The following is a 16,516-nucleotide window of genomic DNA, read 5'->3' as shown; positions in this document are numbered from 1 at the left end:
ATGAAAAGATGTACAGTGAATTTAATAACAGTATGGAAATACTTATTAGCTCTGGTTTTTCTGTGGGGTATTGGCTCTAAATTAGCATTTGCCAATACCATGTTGTACGAGATCCGATATAACCCAATTATGGCTGGAGAAACCGAAATTGAGTTTGTATTTGACCAAACTTTACGAAATGAGCCAGTTGTCCAGGTATTAAATAAGCCTGCGCGTATCCAAATTGATATCCCAAATATTAGCTTCGAGCAGTATTTAAAATCGATTCCGGTCGAGTTAGCGGGTGTCGAATCAATTGAAACTAAGCAAATTGGTAATAATGTTCAAATTGATATTTTATTAGATTCATTAAAAATTTATCAAACCCGTTTTACTGGAAATAAATTTTATATTCACATATCTGACAATGCTGGATTTACTGAGGTTGTTAAAAATAATAAAAACCAAGCTGCTTACCTCAATAAGATTCAAGCAATTGACTTTCGCCAAGGTGTAGATAAATCTGGTCGAGTTTTAGTCTTCTTAAAAACCAAAACCGCTGCAGTTAATGTCATTGAAAAGCAGAAAAAATTAATAATATCCTTCCATGATACAGATATATTAGATGATCTTTTATATCACATGGATGTCACTGACTTCGGTACCCTTGTACAAAGTGTTGAAACTTTTAAAGACACCAACCAAACCAGAGTTGAAATTAACATTCAGAAGGATTTCAGCTATCAGTACCAACAAATTGATAATATTTTCTCAATTGAAATCAATAAAGCCAAAGCAAAATCGAATCCATTAGAGTCTGAAAAATATGTTGGCTCTCCAATATCGCTTAACTTTCAAGACATTTCGGTTCGCACTGTATTGCAGATTATTGCGGATTATAACGGCTTCAACTTAGTGACGAGTGATTCAGTTAGCGGTAATGTAACCCTTAGACTAGATGGTGTGCCTTGGGATCAAGCATTAGATATTATATTGAAGATTAAAGGCTTAGATAAACGAATGGATGGTAGCATCTTATTAGTTGCGCCAAGTGATGAGATAGCTGCTCGAGAAGCAAGAGAGCTTGAATCCAAAAAACAAGTTTCTGAGCTATCACCTCTATATTCTGAATTTATTCAAATTAACTATGCCAAAGCGACTCAAATTGCTGACATGCTTAAAAGCCAAGATACGAACATGGTTTCTTCAAGAGGCGCTATCTCTGTTGATGAAAGAACCAATACCTTATTAATAAAAGATACCCAAGAGAGTATTGCGAACGTTAGAAAATTAATCGATATTTTAGATATTCCGGTTAAACAGGTCACGATTGAATCTAGAATCGTAACTGTGAATGATAATTTATCAGAAGAGCTAGGTATTCGATGGGGCTTTAGTGACCAGCAAAACAACAATGGCGTATCCGGCTCTTTATCTGGAGCTAATACTATTGCGGGTGGTACAGTTCCTTCCTTAGGTGATCGACTGAATGTAAACCTACCAATAGCATCCCCTGCCGGCAGCATTGGCTTTAGTGTCGCTAAATTAAATGACGGTACTATTCTTGACTTAGAATTAACCGCTTTGGAAACTGAAAACCAAGGTGAAATCATAGCAAGCCCAAGAATTACTACAGCCAATCAAAAAACAGCATATATAGAACAAGGTACAGAAATTCCTTTCGTCCAAGCATCTTCTAGTGGTGCAACCGCGGTAACCTTTAAAAAAGCCGTATTAAGTTTACAAGTGACACCTCAAATCACACCGGATAATAAAATTATTTTAGATTTAGTGATTACGCAAGATACTCGAGGTGATAATGTATCAACCCCGACTGGATCTGCTGTTGCTATTAATACGCAGGAGATAGGCACCCAAGTTTTAGTCGATAACGGTGAAACGATTGTTTTAGGTGGCATATACCAACAACAAACAGTTAGTAGTGAGAAAAAAGTGCCAATATTAGGCGATGTTCCTTATCTAGGTTGGCTATTTAGAAGTTCAACAGAGTTCAATGAAAAGAAAGAGTTATTGATTTTTGTTACTCCAAGAATCGTTACTGAAAAACTTTAAATTCAGTGTAGAATAATATTAGATAAATAAATGAGTAGATTATGTGCGTACTAGCTATTAAAATGGCTAGTTAGTGCATATTCTTGTCCTAAGCTTGCCTTTTCTATAGAAAAGCTGGGATAATCACCGCTCTTTTCAGGAGTAACTGAATACTTTCGGAGCAAGTTAACCTTAACGTGTAAGAAATAAAATGACCGAGAAACGCAATATATTCCTCGTTGGCCCAATGGGGGCTGGTAAAAGTACAATTGGTAGACAACTAGCACAAGAGCTTCATTTGGAGTTTTTTGATTCGGATTCTGAAATCGAACGTCGTACAGGCGCAGATATCGCATGGGTATTTGATGTGGAAGGCGAAGCTGGTTTCCGTGTTCGAGAAGAAAAAGTAATTTTTGACCTAACCGAAAAGCAAGGCATTGTACTTGCTACTGGTGGTGGTTCTATTATCAGCAAGGAAACTCGTAACCGTCTTTCGGCTCGTGGTTTTGTTGTTTATTTAGAAACGACCATAGACAAGCAAGTTGCTCGTACGGCTAAAGATAAACGTCGACCATTGTTACAAACCGGTGAAGAACCAAGAGACATCTTAGAAAACTTAGCTGATTCACGTAATCCTTTGTATGAAGAGATTGCTGATCTTGTCGTAAAAACAGATAACCAAAGTGCAAAAGTAGTTGCACGAGAGATAATTGAACGCTTAGGTTTCTAAAAAAGAGTTGGCTATGAGTATTTCAGAAATAAATGTCGATCTGGGAGCTCGTAGCTACCCAATTACAATAGGTAATGGTCTAATAAAACAGGCAGACCTTTTTAAATCATGCATTAAAACGAAACAAGTTGTTATTGTCACTAATGAGACTGTAGCGCCTTTATATCTTGCTCAGTTAGAAGTATCTTTAGCTGAGTTTGATGTTTTAACCTTCCAATTGCCTGATGGCGAACAATACAAAACCCTAGAATCGTTTGATAAAGTAAATAGCTTTTTGCTTCAGCATAATTGCGGTCGTAGTACAACTTTAGTTGCATTAGGCGGTGGTGTTATTGGGGACTTAGTTGGATTCGTTGCTGCTTGCTATCAGCGCGGTGTTCCTTTTGTGCAAGTACCTACTACTTTATTGTCTCAGGTTGATTCTTCAGTTGGTGGAAAAACCGCGGTAAATCATCCCTTGGGTAAAAACATGATAGGTGCGTTTAAGCAACCTGAAGCTGTTGTCATTGATATCGACACTTTAAAAACTTTGCCGCAACGAGAGTTTGCAGCAGGTATTGCTGAAGTGCTGAAATACGGCATCATTTTCGATAAAGTGTTTTGGGATGGTTTAATTTCAGATCATCAAAAAATTTCGAACTTAGACGATCAATCGCTAATTGAAATTGTGAGACGCTGCTGCGAAATTAAAGCAGAGATAGTGGCAAAAGATGAGACAGAGCAGGGGATGAGAGCCTTGCTTAATTTAGGTCATACTTTTGGCCATGCGATTGAAGCTGAAATGGGTTATGGCGTTTGGCTACATGGCGAAGCTGTTGCTGCTGGTATGGTTTTAGCTGCTAAATTAGCTGAGATTAGAGGTTATATCTCAAGTGCGGACTATCAAGAGATTCGAGATACAATAGCGCTTTATGATTTACCAATAGCTAAACCAGATACTATGACCACGGCTGATTTTGTTAAGCATATGAAACGTGATAAGAAAGTGCTCGAAAATGTAATGCGCTTTATTATCCCAACTAAGATAGGCGCTTGTGAAATTATGTCAGATGTCACAGAAGCCGAACTTGAAAAAGTTTTATCCTAAATGAATATATGATTCAGTCGTCAGTTTGGGAGCGTCTGGCTCATAATTTAACATACTCTGGCAATATCATAGTATATTGCCAGCCTGACCAACCTCTAGGTCGTTTTCTTCCCGAATTACAAGAAAGCTTTTCAATTAGCTACCAAGTAACCACTCAAGATTTTTCCGAAACCGAGTTTAAGCGAAAACTCGCCCAGCACATCACCGGCGCTTTGCCTGAATTTGGTAATTTTAGTTTAACTAAACTGCTTCAGTTGGAATCTAAAACTAAGCCTATTGTCATCGCAATTAAAGGTTGGCTACCAGAAAAAATATTAGTTGAGTTATTAGAAGCGAATCAAGCGACGCCTGACAATGTAAAACTGGTTTTTGAACCAGAAGCAAATCAATGCGATAAGTTTATTGCTAAGTTAGAAAGTTTGGCCTGTTCTGTCAGCTTAATCATTCAAAACATTAAACCAACGAGTTATTCTGAATCCTCAGTTAAACTAGGCCGTGCTAAATTGACTAAACCTCTCCGGAAATTCAGTCCGACAGTTTTTTTGGTACTCGTTTCAAGTTTACTAGCAGCCGCTATTAGTGGATTTTTTATTTACAGATCTATTGGGGAAACAGAAACTAAAGTCGTTTTACCTGAAAAATCTATAGTTGAAACAAAAGTTAATCGTCGTGATGAAGGCTTATCAGCCGCTCTAGAAATAGATAAAACTAAAGAGTTAGCGTCAGACTCAAAGATTGAATATAACCCAAATATGACAGCGGCAGAGTACTTTAAGTCTAAAGCTAAGGCTAATCCCAGCTCCTCAGCACTCGAAACGGTAAAAGTGACAGAAACGCTTGTAGATCAAGAGAGTCAGTTGGTTAAACTAAACGAGCCAGTTGCTCGTAAACTCGACACTCAAGCTAAAGGCAATACAGAACCAAAAGCAGAGCCCACAGCCCAGATACAAGAAAAAATAAATGAACAATCAAGCACTGAGCCTAAGTTAGAGAAAGCTGAATCATCTAATATCTCGGATAACGCTTGGTTTCTGGCTCAAGAAAAAAATAGTTTTGTAATCCAGCTCAGTTTAATTTCAGATAAAAAGTTATTAAATGAATACATTCTAGACAATAACTTAACTGGCAAAATAAAAATCTATCAGTTAGGCGTAAGATTTGGTGTTACTACGGGTCTTTATGCTAGTATTGCCGACGCGCAAAAAGGGCTTAAAAGCTTGCCTGAAAAATTATCTAATTCAGGTGCTTTTGCTAAAAAGATATCCATAATCCAAAAACAAATTTCTGAAAAATAATTTTGAAAAAACAAAGAGCATTTTTAAAGTGGGCGGGAGGCAAATATAGTCTAGTAGAGCCTATCTTATCTTTATTACCTAAAAGAGCTGATGTGTTAGTTGAGCCCTTTGTTGGTGCTGGATCTGTTTTCCTTAATAGCCATTATAAAAAATTCATTTTAAACGATATAAATCCAGATTTAATTGCTTTGTACCAGCATCTTCAACAGCAGCCTGAAAATTTAATTGCAGAAACGCAGAAGCTTTTTACAGAGAAATATAATCAGGAAGATGCGTACTACGAAATCAGAAAGAGTTTCAATCAAGAAAAAAACAGCTTTAACCGCTCTATTTTGTTTATTTATTTGAATCGTCATGGTTACAACGGACTATGTCGATATAATTTATCAGGCGGTTTTAATGTGCCATTCGGGCGTTATGTTAAAGCTTACTTCCCTGAAGAGGAAATGCGTTTCTTTTCTCAAAAATCTCAAAATGCTGAGTTTACCTGCGTTGATTTTGAAACTTGTATGTCGAGCGCGCCAAAAGGGGCTGTGATTTACTGTGACCCGCCTTATGTTAGTTTAAGTGATACTGCTAAGTTTACCCAATACGCCGCCAAAGGCTTTTCTGCTGCCGATCAGCAGAGGCTAGCGGATACAGCTCATCACCTTGCCGATAAACAACTCAATAATGTGTTAATTAGTAACCATGACACGCCACAAAGCCAGCAGCTTTACAGACATGCAAAAGTTAGTAAGCATAAAGTAGCTCGTATGATCAGTAGGGATACATTAAAAAGAAATGCGGTAAATGAAGTACTAGCGCTTTATAAAGTTAAGCGGTAATTAGGCTAACAAGCAAAATTAAGCTCGTAACGAATACAAGTGTTAAGATAATACCTGCCGCAATAAATCCAGCAATTTTATTCTGATTAAAATCCTTGACTCTATTTTTATCACTTTGAATTCCTAACAAAGCCAATAAAGCAGATTTGAAATAATCTATATATTTCAACCTAACTCCTATAACAACAAAATAATAAGAAAATGAGAGTATAGACGCTAGTTTAGGAGAAATAAAAAACCCGCTAAAAAGCGGGTTTTTCAAGGTTTTATGTTGCTATCAGCTTATAGATCGAAGTCTACAGCGTAAGATACATAGTAACCTAAAGTTTGACCGTCACGATCTGAATCAACTAAGCCGAAAGTGAAACCATCTTTAGAAACACTAGCACCGATATCGATACCTTCGCTTGCGAAATCACCGTCGTAAGAACCTATGTGTAAGTTAGCTTCTAAACCTTCAGCTAATTCAAAACCATAGTCAGCTGAGATATAAGTTGAATCACCAAAGCTTGCACCAGAAGCTTCAGCATTAGCTAATACAGCTACACCTAAAGTTAATGAATCAAAAGAAACATTTGCATAGATTTCACCGAAATCTAATTCTGTAGAAGCGCCAGCTGGAATGCTTGATTTTTTAGGGTAAGCAAAGTAAACATAACCTACATCGTAAGAGAAGCCTTCAGCTTCGCCTGCAAAACCAGCGTAAAAATCAACTTCAGAAGCTGCGCTATCGTAGACAACGTTTGAAGTCCAAACACCAGCGTAAAAACCTGATTTATCTTCGTAATCAATACCACCAGAAACAGCTGCGCCATCGTCAGCCTGTGTCATACCACGCCAGTAGTAGTTAGAAGTAACTGCTGCATTTGCTGATAAACCTTCAACAGCCATAGCTGAAGTTGAAGACATTGCTGAAACTGCGCCTAAGATAGAAGCTACAAGTAACGTTTTTTTCATGCTAATTCTCCCAATTGGAATTTTTTAACTAAATTAAAAATGTGCTGATGACATAGTAGCAACCGCTATGCCATGTTTTATATCTTCCATTAAAAAGTGCTATTTCCAGTATAAACATTGGATATAACACCCTTTTTATATGTTACTGCGCCATTTTATAGCACTTAAATGCTTAAAAAACTAGATTCTTATGCCATATTATTATGCAAAAAATATAAAAATCGTTTTATTTTGGTGCATTGTTCTCAATTTGGATTGATTCATGCCTCTTTTTCATGAATTGCACAAATAAAAAGCGTGTAAAACCAAATTCATGCCTCAAAATTGGGGGTTTGCAAAAGCTAGTGTAGAATAGCGACATAACTTTTCATTTAGATGACTGCCTGCTGCAGGAAAACAAAAAATAGGTAATTTATGAAACCATATTTAATTGCACCTTCAATTTTAGCTGCTGATTTAGCAAGACTGGGCGAAGAAGTTGAAAATGTCGCTGCAGCTGGAGCTGATATTATTCATTTTGATGTAATGGATAATCACTACGTTCCTAACTTAACTTTTGGCCCTGCCATTTTAGAAGCTTTAATTAAATATGGCATTAAAGCTGAGTTTGACGTGCATTTAATGGTTGAGCCAGTTGATGATTTAATTAATCAGTTTGCGGATGCTGGCGCTAGCTATATTAGTTTTCATCCAGAAGCGAGCAAGCATGTTGATCGCTCAATTAGCTTAATCAAAGATAAAGGCATTAAAGCTGGATTAGTTTTAAATCCTGCAACGCCGTTAACTGTATTAGACCATGTTTTACATAAACTCGACTTTGTTTTATTTATGTCGGTTAACCCTGGCTTTGGTGGCCAGTCGTTTATCCCACATACACTCGATAAAATTAAAACGCTTAAAGCACGTATTGATGAATTAGGTTTAGATACTCGAATCGAAGTGGATGGTGGCGTTAAAACCAATAATATTGCGGAAGTCGCAGCTGCCGGAGCTGATATGTTTGTTGCTGGTACCGCCATTTTCGGCGCAGATGACTACACTGTTGCGATTAATGAGATGCGTTCTGAACTCGCTAAAGTTAGATAGTTTAATAAATTGATGTCAGTCAGGACAGTTCCTGACTGACTCCGTGCATTTAAATTAGGCTAAATAGATTAATAACAAGCTATTTATTTTCAAGCAAAGGCGTTAAAAATCTAGCTGTATGTGATTTTTTAACCTTGGCTAAGTCTTCTGGCACACCGCTAAATAATATTTCACCACCACCACTACCGCCTTCAGGTCCTAAATCGACAATCCAATCTGCAGTTTTAATAACATCTAAATTATGCTCTATGATAACAACTGTATTACCGTGATCTCTTAATCTATGGATTACAGCAAGTAATTGCTCAATATCATAAAAATGCAAGCCTGTAGTTGGCTCATCTAGAATGTACAAGGTCTGGCCTGTGTCGCGTTTAGATAGCTCTCGAGCAAGTTTTACTCTTTGTGCTTCACCACCTGAAAGCGTTGTCGCTGCTTGGCCTAAACGTATGTAGCTTAAGCCGACATCCATTAAGGTTTGCAGTTTTCTTGCTATGGCAGGTACAGCATCAAAAAATTCACGCGCGTCTTCAACTGTTTGCTCAAGTACTTCGTGGATGTTTTTACCCTTGTATTTGATTTCGAGCGTTTCTCGATTATATCTTTGGCTTTTACAGACATCGCAAGGAACATAAACATCAGGTAAAAAGTGCATCTCTACTTTGATTAGACCGTCACCTTGGCAGGCTTCACAACGGCCACCTTTTACGTTAAAACTAAATCGACCCGCTTTATAACCTCTAGACCTTGCCTCTTGTGTGCCTGCAAACAAATCTCTAATTGGTGTGAAAATGCCAGTATAAGTCGCAGGGTTTGATCTTGGTGTGCGACCAATTGGACTTTGATCAATATCGACCACTTTATCTAAATGCTCTAGTCCTTCGATTTTGTCATGCGGCGCGGCTTCTTTGGTTGTTGCTTTATTTAATGCTGTTTGTGCCAGTGGATATAAGGTGTCATTGATTAAAGTTGATTTACCAGAGCCAGACACACCTGTCACACATGTCATTAAGCCTATCGGTAAACTAATATCGACGGATTTTAAATTATTACCCGTTGCGGCATAAATACTAAGCCACTTATCTTGATGTTGATGCCTTTGTTTAGGTACCCTAATTCCACGCTCGCCCGTGAGATATTTTGCTGTGAGCGAGTTAGGATTATTCTTTATATCGTTTAAATTACCTTGTGCGACTATTTCACCACCGTGAACACCCGCACCTGGCCCTATATCTAAAATATGATCTGCTGCTCTAATTGCATCTTCATCATGTTCAACCACAATAACTGTATTACCTAAATCTCTTAGGTGAGTTAGGGTTTTAAGCAGCCTTTCGTTGTCTCTCTGGTGTAAGCCTATAGATGGCTCGTCTAACACATACATAACACCCACTAAACCTGCGCCAATTTGGCTAGCAAGTCTGATTCTTTGAGCTTCACCGCCAGACAAGGTGTCTGCACTTCTTGAGAGAGTTAAATAATTGAGGCCGACATTAACTAAAAAGCCGAGCCTGTCATTTATTTCTTTCAGGATTTTCTCAGCGATTTGAGCTTTTTGTCCAGTCAGCTCTAGGCTGTTAAAAAATTCAGCTGTTTGACCTATAGATAAATTGGTCACTTCAGGTAGAGTTGTTTGCTCAATAAAGACATTTCTAGCTTCGAGTCTTAATCGACTGCCATCACAACTAGGGCAGGCTTGGCTATTTAAAAATTTAGCCATTTCTTCGCGTACAGAGCTAGATTCAGTATCTCTGTACCTGCGCTCCATATTCGGGATTATACCTTCAAATACATGCTTTCTTTGAATGATATCACCACGATCATTCATGTAATTAAAGTCTATTTCGGTTTTACCACTACCGTATAAAATAATATCTTGCTGCTTCTTAGGTATCTTTTCCCAAGCAAGGTTTAAATCTATTTGGTAATGATCAGCAACGGCTTGTAGCATTTGGAAATAGTAGAAGCTGCGTTTATCCCAGCCTTTTATTGCGCCGCCAGAAACGCTAATTTCTTTATTGCTAACCACTCTGGAAGGATCAAAGTATTGTTTTACGCCTAAGCCATCACAAGTTTGGCAAGCCCCAGCAGGGCTATTAAATGAAAATATTCTTGGTTCGACTTCAGACATGCTATAACCACAATGTGAGCATGCATAATTGGCAGAGAAGATTGTTTCTTCTTTATCCGGCTCGTCCATCCAAGCTATGGTGGCAACACCGCTGGTTAGCTCTAGTGCAGTTTCAAATGACTCGGCTAAGCGGGTTTGTAAATCATCCCTTACTTTAAATCTGTCGACTACAACTTCTATAGTATGTTTCTTGTGTAAATCCAGCGTTGGTGGATCGGATAAATCACATACTTCACCATTAACCCGTGCACGAATAAAACCTTGAGCGGCTAAGCTTTCAAAAGTTTTGACATGTTCGCCTTTTCTGCCTTTTACAATGGGGGCGAGTAACATGAGCTTACTTGATTCAGGCAGTGCTAAAACTTGATCGACCATTTGGCTCACGGTTTGCGCATTGAGCGGTAAATTATGTGTAGGACACCTAGGCTCACCGACTCTGGCAAATAACAGCCTAAGGTAATCATAAACTTCGGTTATGGTACCAACGGTTGATCTTGGATTATGCGACGTGGACTTTTGTTCAATTGAAATGGCAGGTGACAAGCCTTCAATATGATCAACATCTGGCTTTTCCATTAAAGACAAAAATTGACGCGCATAGGCAGATAAAGATTCAACATAACGGCGTTGACCTTCTGCATACAAGGTATCGAAAGCGAGAGAAGATTTCCCAGAACCAGATAAACCAGTTACCACAATTAGTTTGTCTCTTGGCAAGGTACAACTTATGTTTTTTAAATTATGGGTACGTGCACCACGAACTTCTATATTTTCCATGACAAATTAAACCGAACAATAAATAAAGTGAGCTTATATGTTTTTATAAGCAGAAATTAATCTGGTTAACTATACAGTAGTTTTTTACAAATTTAGAGATACAGGGTAAAATAATTTTAAATTCTAGCCCCAGACTCATGTTATACTGGTGCGCTCAAAATAATGTTCTCAATACCCGAAAATTTATGTCAAACGGTTTAACTAAATACGAAAAGAAAATTGCAGCAATCCTAGCGAGTATCTTTAGTTTACGCATGTTAGGTTTGTTTATGATCATGCCTGTAATGGCAGTATATGGTCAGCAAATTGAAGGCTTTTCACCGTTATGGATTGGCATAGTGATAGGTGCTTACGGCCTGACTCAAGCCTTATTGCAAATACCTATGGGTTTGCTATCAGACAAAATTGGTCGTCGCCCTGTTATTTTAATCGGTTTAACCCTATTTGCGATTGGTAGCTTAGTTGCCGCCACTGCCGATAATATTTTTGGGGTTGCCGTTGGTCGTTTTATGCAAGGAACCGGCGCAATTGCTAGTGCCGTGTTGGCGCTCGCGGCAGATTTAACCAGAGAAGAACAAAGATCTAAAGTCATGGCCGTGATCGGCATGTGCATAGGTTTATCTTTTGCAGCCGCTATGGTGGTGGGTCCTATTATCGCTGATAAAGCTGGTTTATCTGGTATTTTTTATGTCACAGCTGTTCTAGCCGGAATTGGTATTTTACTAGTGCTAACTCAATTACCACATTCGGTCACCAAAGGCTCAAATCGCGACGCTATACCTGTCCCAGCTCAAATTAAACAACTAATCAAGCATCCTAATTTACGCAAATTAAATTTAGGTGTGTTCTTTTTACATTTACAGCTAACTTGCTTATTTGTGGTTGTGCCTGGATTACTAGTCGATGCTGGCTTTAGCTCTAAAAGTCATTGGATGCTATATTTTCCAGCCTTGCTCGCTTCATTTTTAGTTATGGCACCTATGCTGATGTGGGCAATGAAAAAGCAAAAAGAAACGCTAATGTTTAAGATTTCGATTGGTTTAATCTCAGCGGCTATGTTACTTATGTTGTTTATGGGCCAATCAGCAGGCGGCTTACTCGCTGCTTTGATTATCTTTTTTGCTGCGTTTAACTATCTAGAAGCCAACTTACCGGCTTGGGTAAGTCGGTTAGCACCAGTTGGACAGAAAGGCTCTGCAATGGGCGTGTTTTCTAGCTGTCAGTTTGCCGGTGCATTTTGCGGTGGCCTCTTAGGCGGCGTATTACTGCAAAACTTTACTGTAGCAGGTGTGCTAATTGGCGCTAGTTTATTAGCTTTTCCTTGGTTAATAATTAGTAATAAATTAAGCTTACCTATTAAGACCAAACCTAAAGTAGTCTCGGTAAGTGTTGAAAACCAAGCCGCTGCTGAAGTGATGGCACAAGAATTAATTGAAATTACTGGTATTGAAGAAGCTGTTGTCATTGTTGAAGAACAACTGGCATACTTAAAAACATTACCCGCGCAGTTGGACGAAGCTAAGTTGCAGACTTGGCTTGCTCAACATGTAAAACAAAATTAGGAGAACCGAAATGGCAGCTCGTGGTATTAATAAAGTTATTCTAGTGGGTAACTTAGGACAAGATCCTGAAGTGCGTTACATGCCAAATGGCAACGCAGTCGCTAACTTAACAATTGCGACATCTGAAAGTTGGAAAGATCGTAATTCTGGCCAATTACAAGAAAAAACAGAATGGCACAGAGTGGTTATTTTTGGCAAATTAGCTGAAATCGCAGGTGAATATTTACGTAAAGGTTCGCAAGTTTACTTAGAAGGTAAATTGCAAACTCGTAAATGGCAAGATCAACAAGGCCAAGATAGATACAGCACAGAAATTGTGGTTGATATGAATGGCGTAATGCAAATGTTGGATAAAAAATCTGACAACCAAGGTCAAGGTGGATACGCTCCTCAAGGCCAAGGTGGTTACCAAAAACCTGCTGCGCAGCCTCAATATAATCAAGCGCCTCAGGCTAACCCTGGTGGTTACCAACAGCCGCCTGCTCAGCAACCTCAAGGCGGTGGTTATCAGCAACCACAAGGTCGTCCAGCGGCAGCACCTGCACCACAAGCAGCGCCACCAACAGAGCCTAATTTAGATTTTGATGACGATATTCCGTTCTAAAGTTCCAACTTTTTAAGTACATACTTAATTCTTTACAAAGCCCTGTTTCTTAACAGGGTTTTTTATTTTTAAATATCTTGTACCCGGAGTATTAGCTGCAGTATTGTTCGATAGAAACAGCGGCCTACCTCTTCATTGCGAAAATTTTTATTCCACAATTCATCGTTCTACCCTCTAGTAAGTTTTTTGGCTTTAGATTGCCGCTATTCCTAAATAGCCGCCAACCGATTGCTTCATAATTTCAATTAATTCTTCATCCATATACTGATACTCGTCTGGTATATCGAGCACATAAATATCCTTGTAATCTAAAAGTCGAGTAAACTGAGCCTTTAAGCGATTTTTATGTTTTTCTTCCATAACAAAAATGACGTCAGCCCATTGAATATCTTTGGCTGTTGCAGTCCTACGCGCTTTAGGGCTCGTACCAGCCGACCTTACAGATACTTCTGGATGGGTTCTCCAAACCTGTTCTCCCGTTGGACTGCGCCATTGGTTTCGGCTGCATATAAAAAGTAGGTTTTTCATATTCAATCCTTGTTGATTTTGCTCTAGCAACTTTTTCTAGTCATAAGGGCAAATTTTTCTCCTTTAAATATTTTAACTGGATTGCCTCGTTCGAGTTCCCAGTGTTGTTGCCAACGAGCTTTCTCTTGAGAAGTCATTTGCTCTTGCTTCATCATTTCCAACTTCTGAAACAAGAGGGCTTTGGCTAGTCGCTTGTTGGCGTGCTGACTGCGTTCACTTTCTACACGCACTGAAATGCCTGTTTCAGAGTGAGTAGCACGTACAGCCGAATCGGTTGTATTCACATGCTGGCCACCTGCTCCCGACGCTCTGCACGTTTGAAACGTTACACCACTATCTAGTTTCGACTCATCGATCTCGAACATTTGCCCACTGAAAAACCAATTCTTACGCTTATGTTTAGGTCGAAAGCTACTTTGACAGACCCACAACATAGCTCCTTGCCAAGAGAGAGCCAATTGCTTGGCTTTCTCCTCAAACTTTGAATCCAGTTTTAACACTGCCGATTTGAAACAATCTTTTTCATTGGCAGAAACTTTATCAACGACATCAAACTTTATATTTTCAGCTCGGCAGTCTTTTTCAATTGCTTTTAGTGCTAAACCAATGGCCTTACAACATTCAATTGGACCTTGCCCTGATGATAATTGCAGTAATATCATGACGAACAATCTCCATTGGTTTTAAACGTTAATACTGGCCGCAATTTAGCAACGACTTCGATTAACCCTGCATCAACCATATCGCTAATCACGGTTTCGCACTTTTTATAAGCTTGCGGTACTTCGTCATACAGAAGCTCTTTGTTACCACACACCACTCGGCTACCAAGTGCTGTACGATACAAGTCCTCGCGCTTATATTTATGACCTAATCGTCCATGACATTCACCGCGTTTCCATTTTCTGCCAGCACCATGTGCTAGTGAATAGAGGCTAGTCACCATACTTTGATCTGCACCTTCAACTGGCTTGACTAAATAGCTGTAATCACCACGCGAACCTGGAATAACGACATACCCTTTATCGCTTGGCGTAGCACCTTTCCTATGTAACCAACCTTGCTGACCTTCTATTTCTTTCGGTGAAACTAGATTGTGATTTACATCTAGAGCACACTCTCCTTTAGCTCGAATAGCTTCAAGAAATCGTTTAGCAATGAACTCTCGATTTAGCTCTGCCCAACGAACGGCTTCATCATGCTTTTCCATGTAATCTTCGAAATCATCAGCTTCGCCGCTCGATTCTCCAATTTCGATTCCGTCATGATTATGTGTCGTCACATGGTTCACTAAAATCGATTGCCCTAAACCTCTTGAACCAGAATGCACAAGAAGTTGTAGGTGCTTTTTGTTTAATCCAAGTTCTTCCAAAGCATCTTGGTCGTAAACTTCATCAATCGCCTGAAACTCAGAAAAATGATTACCCCCACCGATTGTGCCTAATGCATGGTCATATGCATCGGTTGTAATGCCTTTTTCGGACTTCCTAGTTTCAACATGCTCTGTCCAGCTTTCATCTAAGGGTTGTTCTACATGCTCAAACTTCTTCGCTAACTTATCTAAGTTAACCTTGGATACTTTTGCTGATGTTTGCCAAAGTGACATACCACAGCCAATATCGTTTCCCACTAACGCAGGATAAATTTTGTTAGTTGTAAAAAATGCTGCACCAATTGGATAACCTCTTCCTGGGTGCAAGTCCGGCATGCCAGCTACTCGCTGCATACCTTGTAATTCTGATGTTTTGATCAGTTGTTGTACTGCTAGCCCTTCAATCCACGTATCAGTAGACGCAATTAGGCTAACGTATTCAGTAATCTTTTGGACGGATTTGCCCATAGTACCAATTCCTTTCTCTTTATTTCGAAAACAAGGATTTAAAACGAAAAACGTATTGGCAGGTCAATTGACCGGGGCGTAGCTTTATCAGAAAGCTAAAGAATTATTGGATAGCTTCCTGCTACTTATCGGACAAGACCTGCAAAGGGTAATGATGTATTTGTCATGATTTTTACTCCTTTACAGTTAGTTGATGATTAATTAAGCTGGCGAATAATAATCAACCAATAATCAACCAATAATCAACCAATAATCAACCAATAATCACAAATCAATAAATAATTGATAAATATTTATACTTCTGCGTTAATAACCACTATGAAATGGACTAAGTTAAAACATCTTGTAGAACAAAGGATTGCTTCATCTATCCGGCCTAGATTCGCTATTAACAGTGCCGCATATGGTGCCTGTTCATGCGGGCATGCATGGATCACTATTGACAAAAAAGTTGTTGCCAATTTTTGCACTAGAGCATTTTGGAACATTCCTAGAAAGTTTGATGAGTCCAACAAAAAGTGGGTATCCAAAGATCCTGATTTAACAAATGGAATAGCTTCTGCGAATAGTGACGAACTAAGTAATTACGGAGAGCTTAGTCGTCAAGATGCATATCAAGCTTGTTGGGAGTTTGTTCATGACTTAAGTATTGAGCAGGCCTTAAACTCAGAAGACCCGCTTATTCAAACATTGGCAGTTATTGATAAGAGAATAGGTAAAAGAAGGCTTAAAGAAATAGAAGCTGAAAACCTGTCCCCTCTAGCTCAAAAACTTTTCTTAGAAAGGTGTATTGCTGAAAACATAGAAACAAAATTGAAAGAAAAACATGAATGAATTAATTAAATGCTCCTGCTGCGACAAGATGCTGCCAGCAAACCTTACCGGATGAAATTTTTGCATTGTCTGAAAAAGAAAAGGAGACAGGGTTGAAGGAAGTACGGACCCTTACGTATTAGTTGTGCAGAACACTTAGCATTGTCGCAATTTACAATACACTTTGAAGGGCGGTTAAACGAGTATTTACAAGTTTAGACCGTATTTACCTGACACAGATTTTTGAA

At 38.8% G+C, this 16,516-nt stretch carries 15 protein-coding genes; 9 read left to right on the top strand and 6 right to left on the bottom strand.

What is annotated here, in order from left to right:
• The 5 genes from pilQ (at position 1) to XM47_RS05655 (ending at position 5,970) form a co-directional block, all read left to right on the top strand.
• Positions 1–2,052, top strand: coding sequence for a type IV pilus secretin PilQ (pilQ, locus tag XM47_RS05675; RefSeq protein WP_048690640.1), 2,052 nt, complete (start codon positions 1–3; stop codon positions 2,050–2,052).
• Between the two features lie 190 nt (positions 2,053–2,242).
• Positions 2,243–2,761, top strand: a complete 519-nt coding sequence (gene aroK, locus XM47_RS05670; RefSeq protein WP_048690639.1) for a shikimate kinase AroK — start codon at positions 2,243–2,245, stop codon at positions 2,759–2,761.
• Positions 2,762–2,780: 19 nt separating this feature from the next.
• Positions 2,781–3,848, top strand: a complete 1,068-nt coding sequence (aroB, locus tag XM47_RS05665) for a 3-dehydroquinate synthase (RefSeq protein WP_149865470.1) — start codon at positions 2,781–2,783, stop codon at positions 3,846–3,848.
• Between the two features lie 8 nt (positions 3,849–3,856).
• Entirely contained in the window at positions 3,857–5,143 is a 1,287-nt protein-coding gene (locus XM47_RS05660) for an SPOR domain-containing protein (RefSeq protein ID WP_048690635.1), read from the top strand.
• Entirely contained in the window at positions 5,143–5,970 is an 828-nt protein-coding gene (locus XM47_RS05655) for a Dam family site-specific DNA-(adenine-N6)-methyltransferase (protein WP_048690633.1), read from the top strand. Before XM47_RS05660 ends, XM47_RS05655 begins: the two co-directional genes overlap by 1 nt.
• On the opposite strand, the gene XM47_RS05650 is transcribed toward XM47_RS05655, so the two are convergent.
• Both XM47_RS05650 and XM47_RS05645 read right to left on the bottom strand, forming a co-directional pair.
• Positions 5,960–6,139, bottom strand: coding sequence for a DUF2970 domain-containing protein (locus XM47_RS05650; RefSeq protein ID WP_048690632.1), 180 nt, complete (start codon positions 6,137–6,139; stop codon positions 5,960–5,962). The two genes, XM47_RS05655 and XM47_RS05650, sit on opposite strands and share 11 nt — an antisense overlap.
• Positions 6,140–6,252: 113 nt before the next feature.
• A complete protein-coding gene (locus XM47_RS05645) occupies positions 6,253–6,927 on the bottom strand; it encodes a TorF family putative porin (protein WP_048690630.1) in 675 nt (224 codons plus the stop codon).
• 414 nt (positions 6,928–7,341) lie between these two features.
• Between XM47_RS05645 and rpe the strand changes: the two genes are divergently transcribed.
• On the top strand, positions 7,342–8,013 hold the full coding sequence (gene rpe / locus XM47_RS05640; protein WP_048690628.1) for a ribulose-phosphate 3-epimerase: 672 nt from the start codon (positions 7,342–7,344) through the stop codon (positions 8,011–8,013).
• 79 nt (positions 8,014–8,092) lie between these two features.
• On the opposite strand, the gene uvrA is transcribed toward rpe, so the two are convergent.
• Positions 8,093–10,921 carry an excinuclease ABC subunit UvrA gene (gene uvrA, locus XM47_RS05635; protein ID WP_048690626.1) on the bottom strand — a complete coding sequence of 943 codons (2,829 nt, stop codon included), beginning with the start codon at positions 10,919–10,921 and terminating at the stop codon, positions 8,093–8,095.
• A gap of 185 nt (positions 10,922–11,106) precedes the next feature.
• Between uvrA and XM47_RS05630 the strand changes: the two genes are divergently transcribed.
• Together XM47_RS05630 and ssb are read left to right on the top strand one after the other, a co-directional pair.
• Complete coding sequence (locus XM47_RS05630) at positions 11,107–12,483, top strand: MFS transporter (protein WP_048690933.1); 1,377 nt, start codon at positions 11,107–11,109, stop codon at positions 12,481–12,483.
• A 10-nt stretch (positions 12,484–12,493) separates the two neighbouring features.
• Entirely contained in the window at positions 12,494–13,087 is a 594-nt protein-coding gene (gene ssb, locus XM47_RS05625; RefSeq protein ID WP_048690624.1) for a single-stranded DNA-binding protein, read from the top strand.
• Between the two features lie 192 nt (positions 13,088–13,279).
• On the opposite strand, the gene XM47_RS05620 is transcribed toward ssb, so the two are convergent.
• Genes XM47_RS05620 through XM47_RS05610 form a run of 3 tightly spaced genes read right to left on the bottom strand, consistent with a single transcriptional unit; the run spans position 13,280 to position 15,455 of the window.
• Positions 13,280–13,615: a low molecular weight protein tyrosine phosphatase family protein gene (locus tag XM47_RS05620; protein ID WP_048690931.1), complete on the bottom strand. Its 336-nt coding sequence runs from the start codon at positions 13,613–13,615 to the stop codon at positions 13,280–13,282.
• Between the two features lie 23 nt (positions 13,616–13,638).
• Positions 13,639–14,277 (bottom strand): peptide chain release factor H, encoded by a 639-nt coding sequence (gene prfH / locus XM47_RS05615; RefSeq protein WP_048690622.1) that lies wholly within the window; start codon positions 14,275–14,277, stop codon positions 13,639–13,641.
• Positions 14,274–15,455, bottom strand: coding sequence for an RNA ligase RtcB family protein (locus tag XM47_RS05610; RefSeq protein WP_048690620.1), 1,182 nt, complete (start codon positions 15,453–15,455; stop codon positions 14,274–14,276). Before XM47_RS05610 ends, prfH begins: the two co-directional genes overlap by 4 nt.
• 318 nt (positions 15,456–15,773) lie before the next feature.
• Between XM47_RS05610 and XM47_RS05605 the strand changes: the two genes are divergently transcribed.
• The gene (locus XM47_RS05605; RefSeq protein ID WP_048690619.1) at positions 15,774–16,289 is read left to right on the top strand and encodes an SF0329 family protein; all 516 of its coding nucleotides are present in this window, start codon (positions 15,774–15,776) and stop codon (positions 16,287–16,289) included.
• The last annotated feature ends 227 nt before the right edge of the window (positions 16,290–16,516 follow it).

The organism is Catenovulum maritimum (assembly GCF_001050375.1).
GTDB lineage: Bacteria > Pseudomonadota > Gammaproteobacteria > Enterobacterales > Alteromonadaceae > Catenovulum > Catenovulum maritimum.
Note: the sequence above shows the minus strand (reverse complement) of the source record. Positions and strands in the feature narration are given on the sequence as shown.